This window comes from Rhodococcus sp. WS1 (assembly GCF_003797745.1).
In the GTDB taxonomy this organism is placed as follows: domain Bacteria; phylum Actinomycetota; class Actinomycetes; order Mycobacteriales; family Mycobacteriaceae; genus Rhodococcus_F; species Rhodococcus_F erythropolis.
Genome location: NZ_RKLZ01000002.1, coordinates 1,188,959 through 1,210,789, shown reverse-complemented (window position 1 = coordinate 1,210,789; position 21,831 = coordinate 1,188,959). Strand labels below are relative to the sequence as shown.

Here is a 21,831-nt window from a genome sequence, read left to right as displayed (position 1 = left end):
AATCCGGTGCCGAAAGCCTATGGTTCTATTCGACATAAGGCACATCGACGGCGTCGGATGTGCTCTGCGCTCGAATCTCCCCTTTCATCGCCCCTTTACCGACAAGGAACGTCTGTGCGCGCACCACACCTCTTTTCGACATCGATTCGCCCGTCCTCAACTGCCGTTCGCATCGCACTCAGCGCATTCGCCTTGGCGTCACTTGCCGCATGCTCAGGAACAAGCACCGACAGCGAGGCCGAATCAACATCCACCGCGACCACCACTGCAACCTCGACAACTCAACCCACGACGACTCAGGCTCCATTGACCACCTCGGTGGCCAGTCCGACGAATACTCCACTGGCCACCACCCCAGTCACCGCAGAAGTGACGCCCCCTGCAACTCCTGCGATCATGCCCAACGTCGTGTGCATGAATCTTCAAGACGCGCAGGACACCATTCAGTCGGCCGGAGTCTTCTTCTCCAGAAGTGCTGACGCGACTGGCGCGGGTCGACGCCAACTGGTCGATTCCAACTGGATTGTTGTCGATCAGACACCTTCTGCCGGAAGCCCTTTCGGGGAAATCGAAGCCGTACTCTCAGCCGTCAAGATCGGCGAACCCAACCCCTGTTGATCGAGCGAGATCTCGAACTTCGCAATTCTGGGAACGCCGCGCCCTACTTGACAACTACCTTCAACCTCCTTCACTGTAGTCAACATTACGAGTATCCAATATATTGGATGCGAAAGGTTGGATTGCAACATGAAGGTGCAACGAATACGGCAGAGCGCCAACTCTCCGGCGGGCATGAGCGAACCCGTCATCGGAATACTCGGAGGCATGGGGCCGGCCGCTACTGCGGACTTCTACTCCAAACTCGTTGCCCTGACGCCAGGTTCGACGGATCAGGAGCACCCCAAAGTTGTCATCTGGGCCGATCCCACGGTTCCCGACCGGACATTGGCACTCACCGAGGACGGCCCGGACCCCACCCCCTGGCTGCTCCGAGGCGCGCGCGTCCTCCGAGAGTCGGGCGCAACGACGCTCGCCATCCCATGCAATACCGCCCACGCCTTCCTGCCCGCCATCTCATCCCAACTGGGACTTCCCGTCGTCCACATGATCGACGAAGTTGCTCGGCACATCCGGACGCTCTCACCCGCCGTCACATCCGTCGGACTGTTGGCCACCACGGGGACGGTCCGCACCGGGTTGTATCAACAATGGCTGTCGGAATACTCGATTGACGTCCTGGTGCCAGGACCTGCGATCCAGGACGAACTGGTGATGCCGGCGATCCGAGCAATCAAGAGTGGCAACGTCGGAGACGAGACCACCGACAAACTCGTCAGGGCCGCTGATCTTCTCGTCGAATCGGGCGCGCAGGTCGTCGTGGCCGGATGCACCGAGATTCCGCTCGGACTGCCCGCCGACGCCACAACCTGTCAGATCATCGATCCGGCAACAATTCTCGCCCGCGCGCTGCTCCTACGCGTTGCGGATGCCCGGAAACACGCGTCGTTGGCCGACCTGGGCTGACCTGCGACAAGCAACGTGCAGAGTACGATATCCAGTATGTTGCGTGGCGGTAAACCGGTTGAGCGAGCACGAATGAGCGACATCGCTCTCGAACGCATTCGCGAAGCGATCGTCACCGGTGAACTGGCGCCGGGCTCGAAGATCAAGGACAGCGAACTCGCCGAGTATCTGGGATTGAGCAGAACTCCGGTCCGCGAAGCGCTCGCAAGGCTGGTCGACACCGGACTCGTGGAAGCGAAGCCCGGTGCGTACACGCGCATCACCACCCTCGACCGCGGCGACGTCGAGGCAACACTCGCAGTCATCGAAGCTCTCGACCAACTGGCCGTCGTCACCGCTGTACCGAACCTCACCGACGAGATGATCGGGGCGATGCGCTCCGCCAACAAAGACTTCGCCGCTGCCGTCAAGCGAAACGACATAGGCCGAGCGCTGACCGCGGACGATCGCCTACACAGCGTCATCATCGACGCTGCGGCAAATCCGCTGTTGAAGAAGCTGATTCACCAGGTTCACCCACAAATTCACCGCATCTACTACCGCAAGTTCTCGAGCCTTCTCGGCAGCCAGGACTCCGTCGACCATCACAACAAGCTGATCGAGCTGTGCGCAGACCACGATGCCGAGGCGGCAGCGACACTGTCGGCCGAACATCGACGCCATCTCGGCGGGCTGATCGGTGAACTCTTCGACGCCGACGAGTTCGCGCTCTCGGACTGACCGACGCCCGAATACAAGTTTCGGCGCTTGCCTATATTGGCCATTACCGATATAAATGACTGGTGCATGCGTTCGACGTTCTCGGAGACCCAGTTCGGCGAAGAATCATGGAAATCCTGTCCAGCGGCGAGCGCTCGGCGGGTCAGATCGCCGAAGTCGTGGCAGCGGAGTTCGGAATCTCGCAACCGACCGCGTCCGGGCACCTGCGAGTGCTCCGAGAAAACGGATTCGCCACAGTCCGCAGCGAAGGCACCAGGCGTCTCTATGCCGTCGAGCCCGCGCCATTGCAAGAAGTGGACCAATGGCTCGACGGATTCCGGCAGTTCTGGAGCGGTCCTCTCGACGCATTGGCCACAGAACTCGCACGAGGGAAACGACGCGGCTCCGAGCGGAGCAGATCTTCACAATCGAATTCTTCCGACGAAGGAGACTCACAATGACCGAGATCGCGAACCAGGACACCAGCCTCACCGCGGTAGAGCGGAGCATGGGCAACCGCGACATCGCAGAAGGTGCGGCTCGAACTGCCGTACTCAAGCGCCGCTACAACGCGTCGGTCGACGACGTCTGGGACGCCATCACGACCCCTGACCGCATCAACCGTTTCTTCCTTCCGGTGAGCGGAGACTTCCAGGTGGGCGGCTCGTACGCCTTCGAAGGCCAGGCAAGTGGCGAGATCCTGGCCTGCGACGCCCCACACCTGCTGCGACTGCAGTGGACGCCGCCCGGCGATCGCGGATACAGCGATCAGGTCGAGATCCGGCTGACTGCAGACGGCCCCGACGCCACCTGGCTCGAGTTGGAGCACGCCTCCGTCGCCGATGTCTTCCGCAACGACCCGGACACCGGCTGCTACGGCGTCGGAACCGGCTGGGAAGGCCCACTTCACTACCTGGGCGAATACTTGCGCGGCACTCTCCCTGATGCGCCGAGCACCGAGTGGTACACCTTCGACGAAGCAGAGGAGCTTCGTCTGGCCAACTTCCGCGGGTGGGAGTGGGCAAAGATCGAGGCAGAGCACGGCGGCCGATAACGCCCAATTCTTCGAAAACGGTCACAGGATGGCCGTTTGCTTTGTATCGTGACCGAGCTGGACGTATGTCCAGCAGTTTTGGTGGCTTTCTTTCGTGCCACAACTGCTTCGGTCCACGAGAAGAGAGCTCCACATGGCGCCACAACCCGTAGTCGACAACGCGGCCACGACGCGACGCACGCACATCATCCGGACAGTTCTCGCTGTCCTCGTCATCGCACCGCTGTCGATTGCGGCGTTCTACATGTGGGCACTGTGGGATCCGGGCGACACGGTCAACCGCTTGCCCGTCGCCATCGTCAACGCCGATGCCGGCACAGAACTCGACGGAACACGTCTGCAAGCCGGCGATGAAGTTGTTGCCGCGCTCGTCGAGAGCGGAGACGTTGCATGGAAGGTCGTCTCGGAACAGGAAGCCGCCGACGGCGTCAACGACGGCACCTACTACTTCTCGGTCGTCATTCCCAAGACTTTCAGCGCAGACGTGGCCAGTGCCGCATCGGGTTCGGGCCGCAAGGCCGAACTCGACGTCTTGTACAACGATTACAACAGTCTGGTCGCCGGCCCGGTCGGTGAAAGCATCATCGCTCAGGTGCGCTCGGCGGTCTCCGAGTCGATCGGCGAGCAGTCCATCGACCAGGTGCTGGTCGGGTTGGGTGAACTCGGAACAGGATTCGGTGAAGCAGCCGCTGGCGCGCAACAACTCTCCGACGGATCCTCCGAAGCACTCGCCGGAACCAACGAGCTCTACGCGGGAAGCAAGGAACTCGCCACCGGCATGGGTGAAGCGAATCAAGGCGGCAAGGAGCTGGCCGCCGGAGCCGGCGAGCTGGCTGCTGGAGCGAACGAAGCTGCTGCAGGCTCGGGCGAGCTGAGCAGCGGACTCAACCAGTTGGTCGGGGGAACCGACGAACTCGGCGCAGGAGCCCTTCAGATCAGCGAAGTGGTCGACATGGTCACCACCCCGGTACTCGACCTCGCGGGGTCCTCGGACGCCGTCGTCGGTCAGATCGACGCCCTCACGTCGATGCTTCGAAACTCGGCTGATCCGGTCTCCGCCGGACTCGTCGAAGCCCTGGGTGGACTGCGGGCTTCCCTGGCTGCACAACCGTCGGACGACGACGTGATCGGTCAGCTCGGCCAGCTTCGCGACGGTGCGCGGGAGATCTCGCGCCAACTCACTGATCCGAGCAGCGACTACCGTGGCGGGCTTCTTGCCGCGGCGGCCGGTGCAGGTGAACTCAACACGGGACTAGGCCAACTGTCCGACGGCGCAGGCCAACTCGCTACCGGCGCACAGGAACTCTCCACCGGCCTCGGGCAGTTGGACACCGGAAGTATTGCGCTCCGTGACGGTCTCGGGCAGCTATCGGCCGGCGTCGGCGAGCTCGACGCGGGCAGCGCAGAACTCGCCACCGGTTTGTCCGACGGCGCCGCCCAGGTGCCGCAGTTCTCGGACGACGAACGCGCCACCACAGCCAATCTGCTCTCGTCCCCGGTTGCCGTCGACGCGCGGAACAACTATCCCGCAGCCGGTTTCGGACCGGGAGCCGTCCCTGCCGTGATCTCGGTGGCACTGTTCCTGTGCGGAATTCTCACGTGGTTCGTCGTCCGTCCACGACGCGGACGTTCACTGAACTCGCACACCAGCGTGGTGCGTGAGGGGCTGCGCCGCTACCGCATTCCCGCCCTGGTCACCTTGGTCGCGGCGCTCGTGTTGTCGGTGGTGTCACTGACCGTGGCAAACGTCGAACCACCTAGTGTTCTGGCGATGATCGCAGTGATGATCCTGGTGGGTGCCGCCGCGGTCAGCTCGGGCAGGCTCTTCACCGTTGTGTTCGGAGCCGTCAACGGAACCTTCATCGCTTTGGGCGCCTTGATGATTCAGATCTTCGCCTTCGGCGCGGTGTACCCCATCGAACAGATGCCGACGGTTCTGCAGTGGCTGCACGCCCTGATGCCACTCACGTGGGCGCGCAACGCCATGCGTATGGTCCTTGTCGGATACTACGGCCCGAAATTCTGGGTGGCGGTAATCGCTCTGGCTGCCTTGGTGATCGGAGCCGTCCTGTTCACCATCTGGTGGCGCCGCCGACAAGAACCGCCGACCGACGCCGATGACGACGCGCCGATCACCGAGGAGATCGTGTACCTCCAACCAACGCAAATGTAACTCGGCGCAAACCTGAGTCAGCGCAAACGTGAGTCGGATCAGCGAACGAGCGTCGTACGCATCAACATGACGTTGTAGTCGGCCCACGTGGTGGCAAGGAAGTACAGATCCGAACCACTGGACCACGGGTGGATGTATGCAGCGTAGATACCGGGAACCTCGACCAGATTGACCAATGTTTCCGGTGCCGTCCACGGACCGACCGGACTGGGAGCGGTTCGCATCACGATCGAACTGAACGCGTCGGCGTACATCGCCACGAACTTGCCGAGGAACTCGTTGTACTGAACGGAGATCTCCCCGATGCGGCCGTCCATGACGGGTACGGCCGCAGCGGGATCAGCTCGGATCCAGCCGTTTCCGTTCCAGTACTCGTAGGCGGAAAGATCGAGGATCGCCCCCTCGGGCACGCGAGAAAGTCGAACCTCGCCGGATCGTCCCGCGGGGGTTCCGTAGTTGTAGACGAACCCGCCGTCCTTCACCATCGAGCTCATCTGAAAGTTCTCGCTACCGGCGACGGGGGCGACACCCGCGGGAAGAACCCCACCGATGTTGGGGCGCAGCGTCTCCGGACGCATGGTCCACGTCTCGCCGTTGTCCGAGGAGGTGGCAATCTGTGAGTAGTTTGTACTCCACTGCCCGGCCTCGCCCCAGTTGCGCACCGACATGTAGCTCAGATACTGCACACCGTTCACTGCTATGCCGCTCGTGGGGATACTGGAAGCCTCGACGCCCGGAATCTTCAGACCGGAGATGATCTCACGCGCCTGACCGGTACCGTCCTTCGGCGCGCTGTCGATGCGCATCCCGTCGGCGAGTACCCGATCCGAGCTGCGGAAGAGCACATTACTTCGCCACTCGCCCACCAAACCGTCGCAGGTGGGGTTACGACTGAGCCCGGTGGTATCGCCGAAAGCGGTCAGAATCTGCCCCGCACCGTTGTCCCACATGATGCCCAGGTCGGTTCCCAGGACATTGAAGCGATCAACCGTCTTGTTGGGACTGTATGTGCCGGTGATCTTTTCGATCGCGGTAGTACGACCGGACAGACCTGGCAACCCTCCGGTGTTGCCGTTGAGCCACGGCGCCGCATTGGCCGGACCTCCACTACTACCGACGCCACTGACTCCGACGCATCCCGGCGCAGCCATCGCCGGCGAAGCCACCGCCGTGACGGCAGCAGCTGCCAGAGCAGCAACTACCCCGAACACCCCCAACGATCTCCCCGCGCGAAACATGACTCCCCCATGGCCGGGATTGTTGGTGTTGTCGTCGTCGTTCCCCCCGAACCTCGGACAATCTAGCAACTGCAGTCACAGATAACCCAATCAGACAAAGACGCGAAAAGGCCTGAAAGTCATAGTAGTTCAGACTTTCAGGCCTTTTCGGACAGAGAAGATCAGTCAGTAGGTCAGCGCGATCCGCTCGCACCGCCGTCGAGTGGAATCACCGCGCCGGTCAGATAAGCCCCGGCACGTGAAGCCAGGAAAATGGCAAGACCTGCAGCATCCTGGGGAGTTCCGACCCTGCCCAACGGGACCGAGTCCGCCACAGCCTTTGCACTTTGCTCGTCCTCGAGGAGGAATGCCATCATCTTCGACGGGAACGGGCCCGGCGCAATGGCATTGACCGTGATCTGTTCCCCCGCAAGCGTTGCCGCGAGCTTGCGCGTCAACATGTGCACCGCAGCCTTACTGGCTCCGTACGAGAAGTTCTCCGAACCCGACACCACGAGTCCGTCGATCGATCCGATATTGATCACGCGCGCGGGATCTTCCGCAGTGGCCGCAGAACGCAGCTGCGGCAACAGCTTCTGCGTCAAGAGGAAGATTGCCTTGACATTGATGTCGAAAATCTTGTCGAAGCCGGCAGCCGGAAAATCGTCGACGGGAGCTCCCCACGTGGCACCGGCGTTGTTGACCAGTACGTCGAGCGTCGGCGAAATCTCGGCGACCTTCGCAGCGAGGCTCTCGATCCCCTCGTCCGTGGACAGATCGGCCGGATGCGAGATGCAGGTGCCGAACTCCGAAAGCTCTCGCGCGGCTTCGTCACAGGCTTCGGCTTTTCGGGCCGAAATGACGACCGTCGCTCCGCCTTCGACAAATCCGCGAGCGATCATGTATCCGATGCCGCGTGATCCACCGGTGACCACAACGGTCTTGCCACTGACGTCGAACAGTCCCTCGATCAAGCTCATGCGACCTCGAAAAGCCCGGCAGCACCCATGCCGCCGCCGATGCACATGGTCACCACCACGAGCTTGGCTCCGCGCCGTTTTCCTTCCAGAAGAGCATGGCCGACCAGACGAGCACCCGTCATTCCGTACGGATGGCCGACGGAGATACCGCCGCCGTCGACGTTGTACTTCTCGGGATCGATCCCGAGCTTGTCGCGGCAGTACAGGGCCTGAGAGGCGAAGGCCTCGTTGAGTTCCCAGAGATCGATGTCGTCGACCTTCAGTCCGTGAAGATCCAGCAGACGCGGAATCGCGAACACCGGTCCGATGCCCATCTCGTCGGGAGCACAACCCGCGACAGCCATCCCACGGTAGATACCGAGAGGAGCCAACCCGCGGCGTTCCGCCTCGCCCGCCTCCATCAGCACCGAAGCGGAGGCACCGTCCGAGAGCTGAGACGAGTTGCCCGCAGTGATGGAGGAATGCGCACTGACAGTCCCGTCGGCCAGAACCGGTCGCAAACTCGACAGCCCTTCCAATGTGGTGGAAGCGCGGTTGCCTTCGTCCCGGGTCAGCGTCACGGACTCGCTGCGGATCTCACCCGTCTCCTTGTCCTGCACCTGCTTGATCGAGGGCAGCGGGACGATCTCGAGATCGAACCGACCTGCGTTCTGAGCTGCTGCGGTCCGCTGCTGCGAGACGAGCGCGAACTCGTCCTGCTGCTCGCGGGTCACTCCGTAGCGCTCGGCGACGATCTCGGCCGTGTGCAGCATCGGCATGTAGATCGACGGCTTGTTTTCCTTCAGCCACGGATCAGCCGCGCGGAAGTTGTTCATATGATCGTTCTGGACCAACGAGATCGATTCGACTCCGCCGCCGACCGCGATCTGCATTCCGTCGTCCACGATCTGCTTTGCTGCGGTCGCGATGGCCATGAGCCCGGACGAGCACTGACGATCGATCGTCATTCCGGAAACCGAATCCGGAAGCCCGGCCCGCAGCACCGCTTGCCGTGCGACGTTGCCGCCGGAAGATCCCTGCTGCAGCGCAGCGCCGAGGATGACGTCCTCGACCTCGCCGCCCTCGAGGCCCGCGCGCTGAACTGCATTCGAAATGGCATGTGCAGCAAGCTCTTGAGCCTGAGTGTTGTTGAACGCGCCGCGGTACGCCTTACCGATCGGGGTACGGGCGGTGGAAACGATGACAGCTTGCCTCATCGGGGAAACCTTTCGTCGAACACGAAGTGCTGTGCGCCTTTATTAACCGCCGGGGGTTAATAAAGGCGCACAGCAAGAATCAGGGCTGGAACACGACGCGACCGACAGTGGTGCCGTCGCCGAGGCGACCGATACCGTCGGCAACGTCCGTCAACGACAGCCGCTCACTGATCAGTGGTTTGACCAAGCCGGCATCGGCGAGCCTGGTGAGCTCGACGTGGCAGTCGTCGATGGCCTGCTGGTTGTAGGCCTTGTACAGCCCCCAGTGCAGTCCGATGATCGAATAGTTCTTGATGAGAGCGTGATTGAGTGCCGGCTGCGGGATCGTGCCACCGGCGAAGCCGATGATGACGATCCGTCCCTCGAAGGCGATGCACTTGGTGGACTTCGCGTAGGCGTCGCCGCCGACCGGATCGAAGACCACGTCGGCGCCCTTGCCGCCGGTGAACTCCTTGACCGCTGCCACGAAGTCCTCACTGTGACGGTCTACGACGAGGTCGGCGCCGAGCTTGCGCGCGTACTCGGCCTTGTCCGGGCCGCCGACGACACCGATGACCTTGGCGCCCGCCGCCTTGCCGAGTTGCACTGCCGCACTACCGACACCACCCGCAGCAGCGTGGACCAACAACGTCTCACCCTCGAGCAGTTGGGTGCGGCGATGCAGAGCGAACCACGCTGTCTGATAGCCGATGCTCAGAGCGGATGCTTCCGCGTCGTCGAGAGCCGACGGCGCCGGGAACGTGTTGTTCTGATCCAGTACCGAGTACTCGGCGAATCCGCCGGACGGCAGACTCGGATTACCGATCACCCGATCCCCCACTGCGAACTTGGTCACCGATTCACCGACCGAGACCACTTCACCACACAGTTCGACACCGGGTGTGAAGGGCAGCGGCGGCTTGATCTGGTACTCACCCCGGCACATGAGGACGTCGGGGAAGTTGGCCGGAGCCGCCAGCACCTTGACCAACATCTCCGTCGCATTCGGGGTGGGATCCGCGGTCTCCTCCAACGCGAGCACATCGCGGGGTTGACCGAGTTCGTTGACGCGCCAAGCCTTCACAGCAATTCTCCAGACAGATAGTGGGTGAGTTTCAGGACGAGATCGGGAGGTCGACCAACTCGGCGAGGCGTGCCCGATGCTGATACGCGGTTCCCAGCGACAGCTGATCGCTCTTCGCCCGTTTGAGGTACAGGTGCGCCGGATACTCCCACGTCATTCCGATACCACCATGAAGTTGGACGCATTCCTCCGCAGCATGAACCGCGACGCCGCTGCAGAATGCCTGGGCCACCGTCGCTGCGATCGCCGCATCGGCGTCGCCGCGTGCATAGGTGTCCGCCGCATATCGTGCTGCCGCTCCCGAAGAGCTGACTTCGAGCCAGAGATCGGCGAGGCGGTGCTTGATCGCCTGGTACGAACCGATCGCCCGGCCGAACTGCTTGCGCTCCTTCACATACGCGAGAGTCGTTTCGAGGCACCACTGAGCTACAGCGAACTGTTCGGACGCCAGAAGTGCGCTTCCGCAGAGCAATGCTTCCTCAACCGCTTGCGCCGCATTGCCGCTGTCGACACGGACCGACGACGACCCCGAGAACTCGACGTCCGCCAATCGGCGCGTCATGTCCAGGGACAGAACCGGCGTGACGGTAGCGTCGGCGATCCGAACTGTATGCAGCTCCAGGCCGCTCTCACCGGCAACCGGAACAACAAGAACATCGGACTCGGCGACGCCGGCAACTGTCGTGACGCTGCCGACGAGTCCACTCGCCGTTACCTTGACAGTAGGTGTGAAAGTTCCTGGTGCAGTGGACAACGGGACGACCAGAGCAGCCGTCGAATCCCCCGCTGCCAATTGACCGAGCACCTCGGTCTCGCCGGCCTTCAGCAACGCCGTCGTCGCCAGCACCGCGCTGGTGAAGAACGGAACGGGAGCGACCGCACGTCCGATCTCCTCCATCACGACCGCCGCCTCACGCGTCGACGCACCTGCCCCGCCCAGTTCCTCGGGTACCAGCAGTCCCGCCAAACCGAGTTCCGACGCCAGCGACTTCCACAGCCCGGTGAAGTCGGCGGACACGTCGTCGTACGCCGTGACCACGGTGTCGGCGCCGGCCCGCTCGCTCAGCAGTCGTCTGACGCTGGCTCGCAGATCTTGTTCGGTCTCGGAGTACAGCAGATCGGCGCTCATCGGGGTAGGTCCTTCCAGGCGATGTCCTTGTCGACGCGATGCTCGGGCGGCAACCCGAGTACACGTTCTGCGATGACGTTGCGCAGGATCTCCGACGTTCCGCCCTCGATCGAATTGCCCTTGGCTCGCAGGTACCGGTATCCGGGTTCACGCCCGGTGAAGTCGACGGAATCCGGTCGACGCAGCGTCCAGTCGTCGTAGCGCAGACCGTCCTCGCCGTGCAGCTCGAGGTCGAAACCCGAAATCTGCTGAGCCAAACCGGCAAACGCGAGCTTCATTCCCGAGCCTTCGGGGCCGGGCTGGCCGGCGGCGAGCTGCTGGCGCAGTCGCTCACCGGTCAGACGCGCAACTTCGGATTCGGTCCAGAGCCGCATCAACTCGTCGTGCATCGCCGGATTACGCAGCTCGGGCTCGTCACGCCAGGCCTGAGCGACCTTTCCGATCATGCCTCCCTCACGCGGTGCGCCCGAACCGATGGCAACACGCTCGTTGTTCAGGGTGGTGGTCGCAACCTTCCAACCCTGGCCTTCGGCTCCGAGGCGATTGGCGTCCGGAATCCTGACGTCCGTGAGGAATACCTCGTTGAATTCGGCCTCGCCGGTGATCTGACGCAGCGGCCGGACATCGACGCCCGGGTCGGTCATGTCGCAGATGAAGTAGCTCAGACCCGCATGCTTGGAACGTGACGGATCGGTCCTGGCCACGAGAATCGCCAGCTGCGCATTCTGCGCGCCCGACGTCCATACCTTCTGCCCGTTGACTATCCAGTCGTCGCCGTCGCGGACGGCGCGGGTAGCGACGGCCGCGAGGTCCGACCCTGCGCCCGGTTCACTGAACAGCTGGCAGTAGACCGTCTCCGCAGTCCACAACGGGCGCAGGAGCTTCTGCTTCTGCTCCTCGGTGCCGAAGGCGGCGATGGTCGGTGCCGCCATGCCGAGTCCGATGCCGTTCTTGCCGGTGGCCGGGCCGGGTGCGCCGGCGGCCTCCAGCTGAGCGTTCACCTGACGCTGAAAGCTCTGCGGTACACCGAGTCCCCCATGACCTTCGGGGAAATGAACCCACGCCAGTCCGGCGTCGAATCGTGCGCCGAGGAAATCCGACACCGACACACGGTTCGGATCGTTCTCCGCGAGAAGCGTGTTCACCTTTTCGGTGAGATCACGCGATACTGCCTCTTCGTCGAAAGCCATGCCCATTCCTTCGGTTCGAGCGGTGAGCGGACGGTCAGTCCTTGGGTCCACCGGCGACGTAGACGACCTGACCGGAAACGAAGCCCGCGCCTTCACTGACGAAGAACGACGCGGTGTGCGCGATGTCCTCGGGCTGACCGACGCGGTTGACCGGAATCTGCGAAGCGGCAGCGGTCTTGAAGTCCTCGAAGCCGACTCCCATGCGCTCTGCCGTTGCGGCGGTCATCTCGGTTTCGATGAATCCGGGGGCAATGGCGTTGGCGGTGACGCCGAACTTGCCCAATTCGAAGGCCAATGTCTTGGTGAATCCCTGCATGCCGGCCTTGGCTGCGGAGTAGTTGACCTGTCCGCGGTTGCCGAGAGCCGACGTGCTCGAGAGGTTCACGATGCGGCCGAACTTCGCTTCCACCATGTACTTCTGCACCGCACGCGACATGAGGAACGCTCCGCGCAGATGGACGTTCATCACCGAATCCCACTCGGCGACGCTCATCTTGAACAGAAGGTTGTCGCGAGTGATGCCGGCATTGTTGATCAGCACGGTAGGTGCACCGAGTTCTGCGGCCACACGATCCACCGCTGCAGCAACCGAAGCCTCGTCGGAGACGTCAGCGCCGACGGCCAATGCCTGGCCGCCTGCGGCCTTGATCGCGTCGACGGTTCCGGCACACGCTGCTTCGTCGAGGTCCAGCACGGCAACGGCAAAGCCGTCTTCCGACAGTCGCTTGGCCACTGCCGCACCGATTCCGCGTGCTGCACCCGTGACAATTGCGGTTCTACGTTCCTGGCTCACTGGCCCTCCATAATTTTCGTGATTCGACGGACACCGGACGATCTCGTCAGATCCCGGCCTGATCTGCAATTTCCCTGGCTTTGGCTACCAAGGCGTCAATACGTTCCACGGTGGGAGTTCCGCTCTCCGCGGCATTCTGCGGTTCGTCGCGGGCGCGACGCATCACGCCCTCGGCGATCACGGCGATCTTCCACAGCCCCAAGGTGTGCCAGAACTTCAGCGCAGCCGGATCCCGTCCGGTGGCCTCGAGATAGATCCGGGAGATCTCCTCTCGCGAAGGGAATCCCGGGAGCGCTGACGCCGGGAAATCGCCACCAGTGTCCTCCCCGGCCGCCGGCCAGTACGCCAACAAGCTTCCGACATCGGCCAACGGATCACCGAGTGTGCAGAGTTCCCAGTCGAGGGCCGCGACAACTTCGCCGTTCTCAGCGGAGGTGATCACGTTGCGTAGGTGAAAGTCGCCGTGCACCAACGTGGTTTCGGCGTGCGCCGGCTGAGCTGCAATGAGACGTCGGGTGAGATCGTCCAGGTCAGGGCATTCCCGCGTCTTCGACTGTTCCCACTGTCCGCCCCAGCGCTTCAGCTGCCGTGCAGCGTAAGGCTTGTGGCTTGCCAGGTCGTCGAGACCGGCCTGCTCGAGGTCGACGGCGTGTATCTTCGCCAGCGTCTGAGCGAGCGAGATTCCGATTGCCCGGCGACGATCTTCCGACAACGCCTCCGCAAGAGGCATTCGGTCCACCACTTCGCCGTCCACGAATTCCATGAGGAGCAGCGGAACTTCGGTGACGGCTGGATCCTCGGTCAACCCGAATACTCGCGGCGAAGGCACGTCGGTGGATTCGAGAGCGCTCAGGATTCGTGCTTCGCGCGCCACGTCGTGAGCCGAGGCCAGCAGGTGCCCCAGAGGTGGGCGTCGTAGCACCCAGCGATTGCCGGCCTGATCGCGAACCAGGTACGTGAGATTCGACTGCCCCAGGCCGATTCGATCGAAGGACAACGGCCCGGTGAAGTCGATCCCCAGGCCTGCTATCCACCCGGTGACCGCTTCGGTATCGAGTCCCACTACTCCGACGCTAGCCACCGACGGACGCTCCCTGCCGGAACGGGAGTGCGTCACCCAACAACTGGCCACCGTCGATGGTCATGATCTCGCCGGTGATCCACTGGGCTGCATCCGAAACCAGGAAGGCGATGGCAGCGGCCACGTCCTCGGGTTCACCGATGCGTCCGAGAGCGGTCGACGCGGACACCGCTTCTTCATGTTCTTTCCACAGAGCTTCGGCGAGTTTGGTTCTCACCACTCCCGGAGCAACGGCGTTGACACGAATCTTCGGTGACAACTCGAGCGCCAACTGCTTGGTGATGTGGATCAGAGCAGCCTTCGACGCGTTGTACGTACCGATCCCGGCCTCGAACGCCATGCCGCCGATCGAGGCGGTGTTGACCACGGAACCACCGTGCTCGCCCATCCAGGCCCGCGCTGCCAGGCCGGTCCACAGGACTGGAGCCCACACGTTGACGTCGAAGGTCTTGGCGAAGCGCGAGTGATCCTGGTTGATGATCGGCCCGAACGACGGGTTGGTGCCCGCGTTGTTCACCAAGATGTCGAGACTGCCGAAACGCTCGATCGTCTGCTCGACGCACTTGCTGGCAGCATCCTCGTCCGTCGCGTGAGCGCCGACGCCGATCGCGTTGCCGTTCACCTGCGCGGCAGCCGCATCTGCGGATTCCTGTGAGCGCGAAGTCAGTACGACGTTTCCGCCCGCCGCCGCAATCGCCTGCGCGGTCGCGAGGCCGATGCCCCGCGATGCGCCTGTGACGATTGCCGTCTTACCGGTGAGATCCAGTCCTGCCATGTCAGTTCGCCTTGACTTCGCGGTACTTGCGCAGTTCCTGCTTGGCGATGGCGCGCTTGTGCACCTCGTCCGGGCCGTCAGCCAGGCGAAGGGTGCGCATGTGGGCGTAAGCCATCGCGAGCGGGAAGTCGTCCGTGACGCCGCCGCCGCCGTGAACCTGGATGGCGCGGTCGATGATCTTGAGCGCGATGTTCGGCGCTGCAACCTTGATGGCTGCGATCTCGGTGCGCGCTTCCTTGTTGCCCACCGTGTCCATCATGTGAGCGGCCTTGAGCGTGAGGAGTCGAACCATCTCGATGTCGATACGAGCCTCGGCGATCCAGTCCTGGATATTCGCGTTGTCACTGACAGGCTTTCCGAAGGTGATGCGGGTGGATGCGCGCTTGCACATCAGTTCCAGTGCGCGCTCGGCCATTCCGATTGCACGCATGCAGTGGTGGATGCGGCCGGGGCCGAGGCGGGCCTGGCTGATCGCGAATCCTTCGCCCTCGCCGGCGAGAATGTCCTTGGCCGGGACGCGCACGTCCTCGAAAGTGATCTCGCCGTGTCCTTCGCGGTCCTGGTAGCCGAAGACCGGCAGGTTGCGCAGGATCGTGACGCCGGGAGCATCGATCGGAACGACCATCATCGACTGCTGACGGTGGGTGGCGGCATTGAAGTCGGTCTTGCCCATGACGATCAGAACCTTGCAGTTCTGGTGCAAGGCGTTGGAAGCGAACCACTTACGGCCGTTCAGTACGTACTCGTCGCCGTCACGGTCCATACGAAGCTGGATGTTGGTGGCGTCGGAACTGGCAACCTCGGGCTCGGTCATCGCGAAAGCAGAACGGATTTCGCCTTCGAGAAGCGGCTTAAGGTACTTCTCCTTGTGCTCGTCGGTGCCGAAGAGCGTGAGCACCTCCATGTTTCCCGTGTCCGGAGCGGCGCAGTTGGTGGCCTCGGAAGCCAGGTGGCTGCGGCCCATGATCTCCGCGAGCGGTGCGTATTCCAGGTTGGTCAGGCCGGGGCCCCATTCGGGATGCGGGTGAAAGAGGTTCCACAGCCCGCGTGCCTTGGCTTCCTTCTTCAAGTCGTCGATGATCGGCGGCTGGAAGTGCGGGTTACCGGACTCACGCATCTGCTCTTCGTAGACCGCTTCGGCCGGGTAAACGTGCTTGTCCATGAAATCGAGCAGTTCGGCCTGGTACTTCTTGGTGCGATCCGAGAACTCAAACACTGACATGTGAACTCCTGACAGAGAGGGAAGGAAAATTGGGGGCTCGATGTTCGAGATGGCTGTTGACGCCCTCGACGACATCCGGGCCGTGAAATGCATTCAGCATCAGTGATTCCGCACGCCTGGCGGAATCGGTGAAGGTCGAGTGCGCGTCGGCACTCATCTGAGACTTGATGACGGAGAGGGACGTCGGCGAGCAGTTGGCCGCGATGTCCTCGGCGTAAGCAATCGCCGCATCCAGAACGTCACCGCCGCTGACCAGGTGGTCGATCAAACCGATACGGTACGCCTCGTCGGCATCCACCATCCGGCTGGAAAGCAGAAGATCGACTGCTCGACTGTGACCGACCAAGCGGGGCAACATCCAGGAGATGCCGTACTCCGCAATCAGGCCTCGACGCGCGAATGCGGTAGTGAATCGCGTTGCGCTCGAACCGAAACGAACGTCACAGTACAGAGCCTCGACCATTCCGAGCCCTGCGGCGACGCCGTTGACGGCAGCGATCAGCGGCTTGCGAACGGTGGTCGGGAAATCACGGTCCCGTGGTCGGACAAGATCACTTTCGGAGACGTCGCCGACGTTCTTCAAATTGCCGAGGTCAGCCCCCGAGCAGAATCCTCGACCGGAGCCGGTGACAACAATTGCTCGGACACTGGGATCATCGTCTGCTGCGGCCAAAAGGTCGTAGTACTGATCTTCGAGCTCGTTGGTCCACGCGTTGAGAACGCGGGGCCGATTGAATGTCAGGACCAGCACCGCTCCTCTCTGCTCGGAGAGGACGAGTTCCTCGGTCATCGCGTTCCCGCGAGCAGCGACGCCTGGTACCGGCGCATCCCGCGCAGCCAACGGTCGTAGTCGGCGCCCTTCTGCCGGTACATGTCCAGAACGTTCTTGTGCGGAAGGATGAGGAATTCCTCGGCATCTACTGCGGCAAGAACGATTTCGGCACATTCAGCAGGCTCGAGAACATTGCCTGCCGCAAGCACAGCCCCGGTTGCGGCCTTGCCGACCGGATCGCCGGAGTTCTCACCTTCGTAGAGAAGCTTGGTGTTGACACCCATCGGACACAGGCAACTGACGCGAACGCCCCGATCTCCGTAGGTGATCGAGAGCCACTCGGCAAACGCGACCGCGGCATGTTTGGTCACCGAGTACGCGGCGGACCCGACCTGACTGAGCAAGCCGGCAGCAGAGGCAGTGCTGATGAAGTAGCCTTCCCCGCGCTCGGTCCAACCAGGGACGAGGAGCCTGGCGGCACGAATGTGGGCGCGAACGTTGACGTCGATCGTCGTGTCCCAGACGTCCTCACTGATGTCGAGGCCCATGCCTCCGGTGACGCCGGCATTGGCGAAGTAGAGGTCGACCGGGCCGAATTCCTTTTCCGCCTGCGCGATGAGGCCCGCAATGACCGTCTCGTCGGAGACGTCGCCACCCGCAGACACTGCTGCGCCGGGATGCTCCATGTTGATCGCCTCTGCCACTGCCGAAGCTGCCGCCCCGTCGAGGTCGGCTACTACGACGCGAGCGCCCTCTGCGGCCAGTCGCTGCGCCAACGCACCGCCGATCCCCCCGCCGCCACCGGTGACAATTGCTACCTTCTGGGCAACCTTCATGAGCGATTCCTCTCGCTTGCGTCATACCTACGCGCTGACAGTGATCCACGTCTCCCCTCATGTATAGTTGAATCCGGCGTCAGTTTCAACCGTCGAATCGCGACGGTCACCCGAACGGCCCGTTCCGTCCTCCTGAACTGCGAGTAAAGGGATCAACGATGACTGAAAACCAATTGCCCGTCCGCCCGTCCACCTTCGCCGAGCTCGAGAAGCTCATCGGCCAGGAACTTGGCCCGACGGAGTGGTACGACATCACCCAGGAGCGCATCAACGCGTTCGCCGAAGCCACAAACGATCATCAGTGGATTCACGTCGACCCGGAACGAGCCGCATCGAGCCCGCTCGGCAGCACGATCGCGCACGGACTCTTCAGCCTCTCGCTGGGCCCACAGTTCTCCTACCAACTCATCCACTTCGACGGCTTCGCCCACAGCCTCAATTACGGCTACGACAAGGTTCGCTTCCCCGCTCCCGTTCCCGTGGGATCCCGGGTCCGCATGCGTGCAACCGTTGTGTCCGCGGAGCAGTTGCCCGGCGGAATCCAGGTGAAGATGAGCCAGGTGGTTGAGCGCGAAGGTTCCGACAAGCCAGTCGTCGTGGCCGAATCCGTCGCTCGCGTCGTCGAGAAAAGCTGAACAGAGAAAAGCTGAACAGAGAAAAGCTGAAACAAGACTCGGCACGTCCCGGCCGCTCGAACGTCGATACGGCCGGGGCGACCTGCCGCTTCAGGATCGGTCAGGGAACTTCAGCGCGTTAGCCCACAGGTCTGTCACCGTGGCGACAATCTGATCGAACTCCGGCGAACGCCCGTCCACCTCACCCTCATGGAGGGTGAACAGACTGTAGGCGAGCCGACTCACCATGCCGGACAGAGCAATTGACGCTGTCATTGGATCCAGCGTCGTGTCCGCGATACCACGACTCTGCAGATCTGCAATCCCGCGGGCATTACGGCGTATGAACGCATTGGCACGCTCGCTGCGGAACTTTCGGAACTCCGGGTCGATGTGAGCAACCTGCTCCATGAGCCCCATCAATTTCGCATTGCGTTGATACGCCGCCAGATACGCTCGATTACTTGCTTCGAGCACGGCGTACGGATCGTCTGCGCCCGCAACGCGTCCCATGCCCGGGTGCATCATGTCGTCTCGCGCGACCTCGAGGACGGCGGCGAAGACCTCTTCCTTGTTCGCGAAGTAGGTGTAGAACGATCCCGTCGCGCAGCCGGCTTCTTTGGCGATGTCGATCAGACGGGCATCGAGATAGCCACTACGCTCGAATACCGTCCGGGCAGCGGCAATCAGCGCTGCGCGCGTGCGGGTTCCCCGCTCGGTAGTCGGCCGATCTCGGAGCAGCGCAGGCGGAGCCACCGGCAGGGCGGCAATTCGCGATTCGTCATCGAGCACGGTGCGCTCCCCATCCTTCCGAGCCAACATCATTTCGGGACAATCCCAGCAGACTCGATGTTGACGCCGGATTCAAGTGTACGCTCTGGTGAGACCCAGGACACACAATCGGTCGATTCCTCCCGAAAGGCAGAACCATGGTTAGCGTTCTCGACCCGGTGACCCGTCACGCGGAAGTCACACCGGACAACATCGCAATTCGAAACAGCATTGCGATCCGCGGCACGGATGAACACTGGACTTACCGGCAGCTCCACGACGCATCCCTGGCGTTCGCCGGCCGCATTCGCGACGCCGGGTTGAGCGTAGGCGATCGGGTTCTCCTAGCGGCACCGTCGGTAGCGGAATTCGTCGTGGCGTACATGGGAATTCAGGCCGCAGGTTGTGTCGTGGTACCGATCAACACGATGTCGGCGCAACCCGAAGTCGAGTACGTTCTGGACGACGCGGAGATTTCCCTGGCCATCGCGTGGCATCAGCTCGGTCCCGCAGTCCAGGATGCAGGGAGCGCGCGCGGCGTCCCGGTGTGGACACTCACCGAAGAGTCGGCGAAGGCCGATCATGCACCCGCAACTGTGGTCGACCGTGAAGCAACAGACACCACGGCGATTCTCTATACCTCCGGCACCACCGGACGCCCGAAGGGCGCTCAGCTGACCGTCGGGAATTTGTTGTCCGCCGGTGAGATCGGCGCCGAGAGCAGCCGCGGAAACCCCTCGGACCGCACCGGAACCGGACTGCCGCTCTTTCACATCTTCGGCCAGGGTTCGGTCATGATGGCAACCTTCACCGGCGGCGGATCACTGTCCCTGCTCGCCCGGTTCGACCCCGCTGCCATGCTCGACCTGGTCCGCCGGGACAAGCTCACCATCATGGCCGGTGTCCCCACCATGTGGAATGCCATGCTGCACGCCGCCGCCGATGTGGACAGCTCCGACTTCGAACAACTCAGGATCGCAATCTCCGGTGGCGCATCACTTCCCGGTGAAGTCGCTCGTGCCTTCGAAGCACGGTTCAACTGCACGATTCTCGAGGGCTACGGTCTCACCGAGACGAGCGCCTTCGGGACTTTCAACAACATCGACCGCGTCGCAAAGATCGGATACACCGGCCGCGCCGTACCGCGCACCGAGGTCGAGGTGCGTGATCACGACGGAAATGTCTGCGAGGCAGGCACAGTGGGCGAGGTGTTCATCAAAGGACCGACGGTCATGAAGGGTTACTGGAAGCGCCCTGACGACACCGCCGCCGTTCTTTCCGACGACGGATGGTTCCGCACCGGAGACCTCGGTGAGACCGATCCCGACGGGGACCTTCGCATCGTCGACCGAGTGAAGGACCTCATCATCCGTGGTGGATACAACGTCTATCCGGGCGAGGTCGAAGAGGTGCTCTACCAGCACCCCGACATCATCGAAGCCGCAGTGATCGGCATACCCGACGACTACTACGGGGAGGAAGTTGCCGCAGTGGTGGCCGTGCGTCCAGGCTCCGACCTCGAAGCAGACGCCGTCACTTCGTGGGCTCGGGAACGTCTCTCCGCCTACAAGATTCCCCGAGTCGTCCAGTTCATCGACGCACTCCCGAAGGGTTCGACAGGAAAGATCCTCAAGCGATCGATCGACCGAACCGAACTCCTCGCCCAGAAGCAGAACTGAAAACACAGGTGAGCCCCGGCGAGATTTCGCCGGGGCTCACCTGTTCACTCACTCAGAGAGCGTCGAAGTACTCGATCTGCGGGGCGCCGGCGAGGAAGGGTGCCATCGCCTTTCCTGCAGCCTGGAAATGCTCGGACGTTCCGTGAGCCTTGATGGCAGCACCGTCCTGATACAGCTCCATGAACTTGTAGGAATTCGCATCCGTTTTCGATCGGATCAGTTGATACAGAACCGTTCCGGGCTCCTCCGTGCGCACCTTCTCCGCAAGTTCGGCGATTACGGCTTCGAACTGCTCGCCGCTTCCGTCCTTGACGGTGATATCCGCGATGACAGCAATCATTCGTTCCTCCAAAAGTGTTCCAGCAGTATTCGAGTGTTACCGAGAAACCTACAGTTTCACTGCGTGGGCAGTAGTCCGAACGTCGATGCCAATTGTCTGCGAGTGCTTTCCGCGTCGGTGTGGAGAATGCCGGCGATCCCCAATCGTGCCGCACCGTCGAGATTCTGTTGCAGATCGTCGATCATCACGGCATCTTCGGGCGCGACGCCCAGGCGCTCACACGCGATGGTATAGATCTGACGAGAGGGCTTACGAATCCCGACTTCCGAGGAGATCACCACTTCGTCGGCCAGGTCCTCGAGGACAAATCCCGCATAACAATCACGCCCGAAAGCATTGGAGACGAGCGCAACAGGGTGTCCCACCGCCCGCACGTCTGCGAGCAGACGCACCATCTCCTCGTCTCGAATCAGCCCGGCTTGCATACGGTCGACCAATCCAACGCTGTCGACGACTGCGCCGTGCGCTCGTAGACGTTCTCCGAATCCGGCCTCGAAGGCCTCCTGGTCGATCTTTCCGGATTCGTGATCGGAGAGCAGCCTCTTCGAGACGTCGTCGCGGGAGAGCAGGGTCAACGGAAGTCGTGGGTCGCCCCCAAGCGAGGCCCCGAAATCTTCGAAGGCCTGAAGAACACTGGAGGTGAGAACTCCACCGAAATCGACGAGCACTGCCGTACGCGTAGGTGTCATTGCTCCATCAGACACCAAACATGAACCCGGCGTC

At 62.4% G+C, this 21,831-nt stretch carries 23 protein-coding genes; 8 read left to right on the top strand and 15 right to left on the bottom strand.

Going from position 1 to position 21,831, the window contains the following annotated elements:
- The first annotated feature begins 114 nt into the window (after window positions 1-114).
- The 6 genes from EEB12_RS18150 (at window position 115) to EEB12_RS18125 (ending at window position 5,450) form a co-directional block, all read left to right on the top strand.
- Entirely contained in the window at window positions 115-618 is a 504-nt protein-coding gene (locus tag EEB12_RS18150) for a PASTA domain-containing protein (RefSeq protein ID WP_141488258.1), read from the top strand.
- 129 nt (window positions 619-747) lie between these two features.
- Entirely contained in the window at window positions 748-1,524 is a 777-nt protein-coding gene (locus EEB12_RS18145; protein ID WP_020971074.1) for an aspartate/glutamate racemase family protein, read from the top strand.
- A gap of 36 nt (window positions 1,525-1,560) precedes the next feature.
- Complete coding sequence (locus EEB12_RS18140; protein ID WP_019745689.1) at window positions 1,561-2,244, top strand: GntR family transcriptional regulator; 684 nt, start codon at window positions 1,561-1,563, stop codon at window positions 2,242-2,244.
- Window positions 2,245-2,306: 62 nt separating this feature from the next.
- Window positions 2,307-2,684 carry an ArsR/SmtB family transcription factor gene (locus tag EEB12_RS18135; RefSeq protein WP_019745690.1) on the top strand — a complete coding sequence of 126 codons (378 nt, stop codon included), beginning with the start codon at window positions 2,307-2,309 and terminating at the stop codon, window positions 2,682-2,684.
- Window positions 2,681-3,277, top strand: a complete 597-nt coding sequence (locus EEB12_RS18130) for an SRPBCC domain-containing protein (RefSeq protein ID WP_020909424.1) — start codon at window positions 2,681-2,683, stop codon at window positions 3,275-3,277. Before EEB12_RS18135 ends, EEB12_RS18130 begins: the two co-directional genes overlap by 4 nt.
- A 133-nt stretch (window positions 3,278-3,410) precedes the next feature.
- Window positions 3,411-5,450, top strand: a complete 2,040-nt coding sequence (locus EEB12_RS18125) for a YhgE/Pip domain-containing protein (RefSeq protein WP_037133531.1) — start codon at window positions 3,411-3,413, stop codon at window positions 5,448-5,450.
- Between the two features lie 38 nt (window positions 5,451-5,488).
- Here the strand turns inward: EEB12_RS18125 and EEB12_RS18120 are convergent, their stop codons facing one another.
- From EEB12_RS18120 to EEB12_RS18065, 12 genes are all read right to left on the bottom strand, one after another.
- Entirely contained in the window at window positions 5,489-6,688 is a 1,200-nt protein-coding gene (locus EEB12_RS18120) for a DUF4185 domain-containing protein (RefSeq protein WP_141488257.1), read from the bottom strand.
- Between the two features lie 173 nt (window positions 6,689-6,861).
- Window positions 6,862-7,647, bottom strand: coding sequence for a RhlG family 3-oxoacyl-ACP reductase (locus tag EEB12_RS18115; protein ID WP_141488256.1), 786 nt, complete (start codon window positions 7,645-7,647; stop codon window positions 6,862-6,864).
- Window positions 7,644-8,843: an acetyl-CoA C-acyltransferase gene (locus EEB12_RS18110; RefSeq protein WP_080909818.1), complete on the bottom strand. Its 1,200-nt coding sequence runs from the start codon at window positions 8,841-8,843 to the stop codon at window positions 7,644-7,646. Before EEB12_RS18110 ends, EEB12_RS18115 begins: the two co-directional genes overlap by 4 nt.
- Window positions 8,844-8,922: 79 nt before the next feature.
- Complete coding sequence (locus EEB12_RS18105; RefSeq protein ID WP_003943088.1) at window positions 8,923-9,906, bottom strand: NADPH:quinone oxidoreductase family protein; 984 nt, start codon at window positions 9,904-9,906, stop codon at window positions 8,923-8,925.
- Between the two features lie 31 nt (window positions 9,907-9,937).
- On the bottom strand, window positions 9,938-11,035 hold the full coding sequence (locus EEB12_RS18100; protein WP_021345810.1) for an acyl-CoA dehydrogenase family protein: 1,098 nt from the start codon (window positions 11,033-11,035) through the stop codon (window positions 9,938-9,940).
- Complete coding sequence (locus tag EEB12_RS18095) at window positions 11,032-12,225, bottom strand: acyl-CoA dehydrogenase family protein (protein WP_084325477.1); 1,194 nt, start codon at window positions 12,223-12,225, stop codon at window positions 11,032-11,034. The genes EEB12_RS18100 and EEB12_RS18095 overlap by 4 nt, the downstream gene beginning before the upstream one ends.
- A gap of 34 nt (window positions 12,226-12,259) precedes the next feature.
- Window positions 12,260-13,018 carry a 3-oxoacyl-ACP reductase FabG gene (gene fabG / locus EEB12_RS18090; RefSeq protein WP_020909429.1) on the bottom strand — a complete coding sequence of 253 codons (759 nt, stop codon included), beginning with the start codon at window positions 13,016-13,018 and terminating at the stop codon, window positions 12,260-12,262.
- A gap of 46 nt (window positions 13,019-13,064) precedes the next feature.
- A complete protein-coding gene (locus tag EEB12_RS18085) occupies window positions 13,065-14,099 on the bottom strand; it encodes a phosphotransferase family protein (protein ID WP_141488255.1) in 1,035 nt (344 codons plus the stop codon).
- Window positions 14,092-14,874: an SDR family oxidoreductase gene (locus tag EEB12_RS18080; protein WP_019745700.1), complete on the bottom strand. Its 783-nt coding sequence runs from the start codon at window positions 14,872-14,874 to the stop codon at window positions 14,092-14,094. Before EEB12_RS18080 ends, EEB12_RS18085 begins: the two co-directional genes overlap by 8 nt.
- A gap of 1 nt (window position 14,875) precedes the next feature.
- Window positions 14,876-16,096 (bottom strand): acyl-CoA dehydrogenase family protein, encoded by a 1,221-nt coding sequence (locus EEB12_RS18075; RefSeq protein WP_019745701.1) that lies wholly within the window; start codon window positions 16,094-16,096, stop codon window positions 14,876-14,878.
- Window positions 16,083-16,886 carry an enoyl-CoA hydratase-related protein gene (locus EEB12_RS18070; RefSeq protein ID WP_141488254.1) on the bottom strand — a complete coding sequence of 268 codons (804 nt, stop codon included), beginning with the start codon at window positions 16,884-16,886 and terminating at the stop codon, window positions 16,083-16,085. The genes EEB12_RS18075 and EEB12_RS18070 overlap by 14 nt, the downstream gene beginning before the upstream one ends.
- Window positions 16,883-17,704, bottom strand: a complete 822-nt coding sequence (locus EEB12_RS18065; protein WP_141488253.1) for an SDR family oxidoreductase — start codon at window positions 17,702-17,704, stop codon at window positions 16,883-16,885. The genes EEB12_RS18070 and EEB12_RS18065 overlap by 4 nt, the downstream gene beginning before the upstream one ends.
- Before the next feature lie 158 nt (window positions 17,705-17,862).
- On the opposite strand from EEB12_RS18065, the gene EEB12_RS18060 reads away from it, so the two are divergent.
- Complete coding sequence (locus tag EEB12_RS18060; RefSeq protein WP_003942878.1) at window positions 17,863-18,339, top strand: MaoC family dehydratase; 477 nt, start codon at window positions 17,863-17,865, stop codon at window positions 18,337-18,339.
- A gap of 90 nt (window positions 18,340-18,429) precedes the next feature.
- On the opposite strand, the gene EEB12_RS18055 is transcribed toward EEB12_RS18060, so the two are convergent.
- On the bottom strand, window positions 18,430-19,143 hold the full coding sequence (locus EEB12_RS18055; protein WP_019745704.1) for a TetR/AcrR family transcriptional regulator: 714 nt from the start codon (window positions 19,141-19,143) through the stop codon (window positions 18,430-18,432).
- Window positions 19,144-19,247: 104 nt separating this feature from the next.
- Between EEB12_RS18055 and EEB12_RS18050 the strand changes: the two genes are divergently transcribed.
- Window positions 19,248-20,768, top strand: coding sequence for an AMP-binding protein (locus EEB12_RS18050; protein WP_141488252.1), 1,521 nt, complete (start codon window positions 19,248-19,250; stop codon window positions 20,766-20,768).
- A gap of 52 nt (window positions 20,769-20,820) precedes the next feature.
- Here the strand turns inward: EEB12_RS18050 and EEB12_RS18045 are convergent, their stop codons facing one another.
- Complete coding sequence (locus tag EEB12_RS18045) at window positions 20,821-21,108, bottom strand: putative quinol monooxygenase (RefSeq protein WP_019745706.1); 288 nt, start codon at window positions 21,106-21,108, stop codon at window positions 20,821-20,823.
- A gap of 56 nt (window positions 21,109-21,164) precedes the next feature.
- Window positions 21,165-21,797 (bottom strand): HAD family hydrolase, encoded by a 633-nt coding sequence (locus tag EEB12_RS18040; protein WP_029256475.1) that lies wholly within the window; start codon window positions 21,795-21,797, stop codon window positions 21,165-21,167.
- Window positions 21,798-21,831: the final 34 nt, after the last annotated feature.

Coding starts and splice junctions, on each gene's coding strand:
- EEB12_RS18110 (WP_080909818.1), bottom strand. CDS start 8,843: ATGAGGCAAGCTGTCATCGTTTCCACCGCCCGTACCCCGATCGGTAAG.
- EEB12_RS18060 (WP_003942878.1), top strand. CDS start 17,863: ATGACTGAAAACCAATTGCCCGTCCGCCCGTCCACCTTCGCCGAGCTC.
- EEB12_RS18095 (WP_084325477.1), bottom strand. CDS start 12,225: ATGGCTTTCGACGAAGAGGCAGTATCGCGTGATCTCACCGAAAAGGTG.
- EEB12_RS18145 (WP_020971074.1), top strand. CDS start 748: ATGAAGGTGCAACGAATACGGCAGAGCGCCAACTCTCCGGCGGGCATG.
- EEB12_RS18130 (WP_020909424.1), top strand. CDS start 2,681: ATGACCGAGATCGCGAACCAGGACACCAGCCTCACCGCGGTAGAGCGG.
- EEB12_RS18125 (WP_037133531.1), top strand. CDS start 3,411: ATGGCGCCACAACCCGTAGTCGACAACGCGGCCACGACGCGACGCACG.
- EEB12_RS18075 (WP_019745701.1), bottom strand. CDS start 16,096: ATGTCAGTGTTTGAGTTCTCGGATCGCACCAAGAAGTACCAGGCCGAA.
- EEB12_RS18050 (WP_141488252.1), top strand. CDS start 19,248: ATGGTTAGCGTTCTCGACCCGGTGACCCGTCACGCGGAAGTCACACCG.
- EEB12_RS18080 (WP_019745700.1), bottom strand. CDS start 14,874: ATGGCAGGACTGGATCTCACCGGTAAGACGGCAATCGTCACAGGCGCA.
- EEB12_RS18045 (WP_019745706.1), bottom strand. CDS start 21,108: ATGATTGCTGTCATCGCGGATATCACCGTCAAGGACGGAAGCGGCGAG.
- EEB12_RS18055 (WP_019745704.1), bottom strand. CDS start 19,143: ATGATGTTGGCTCGGAAGGATGGGGAGCGCACCGTGCTCGATGACGAA.
- EEB12_RS18115 (WP_141488256.1), bottom strand. CDS start 7,647: ATGAGCTTGATCGAGGGACTGTTCGACGTCAGTGGCAAGACCGTTGTG.
- EEB12_RS18070 (WP_141488254.1), bottom strand. CDS start 16,886: ATGACCGAGGAACTCGTCCTCTCCGAGCAGAGAGGAGCGGTGCTGGTC.
- EEB12_RS18065 (WP_141488253.1), bottom strand. CDS start 17,704: ATGAAGGTTGCCCAGAAGGTAGCAATTGTCACCGGTGGCGGCGGGGGG.
- EEB12_RS18040 (WP_029256475.1), bottom strand. CDS start 21,797: ATGACACCTACGCGTACGGCAGTGCTCGTCGATTTCGGTGGAGTTCTC.
- EEB12_RS18100 (WP_021345810.1), bottom strand. CDS start 11,035: ATGAGCGCCGATCTGCTGTACTCCGAGACCGAACAAGATCTGCGAGCC.
- EEB12_RS18140 (WP_019745689.1), top strand. CDS start 1,561: ATGTTGCGTGGCGGTAAACCGGTTGAGCGAGCACGAATGAGCGACATC.
- EEB12_RS18120 (WP_141488257.1), bottom strand. CDS start 6,688: ATGTTTCGCGCGGGGAGATCGTTGGGGGTGTTCGGGGTAGTTGCTGCT.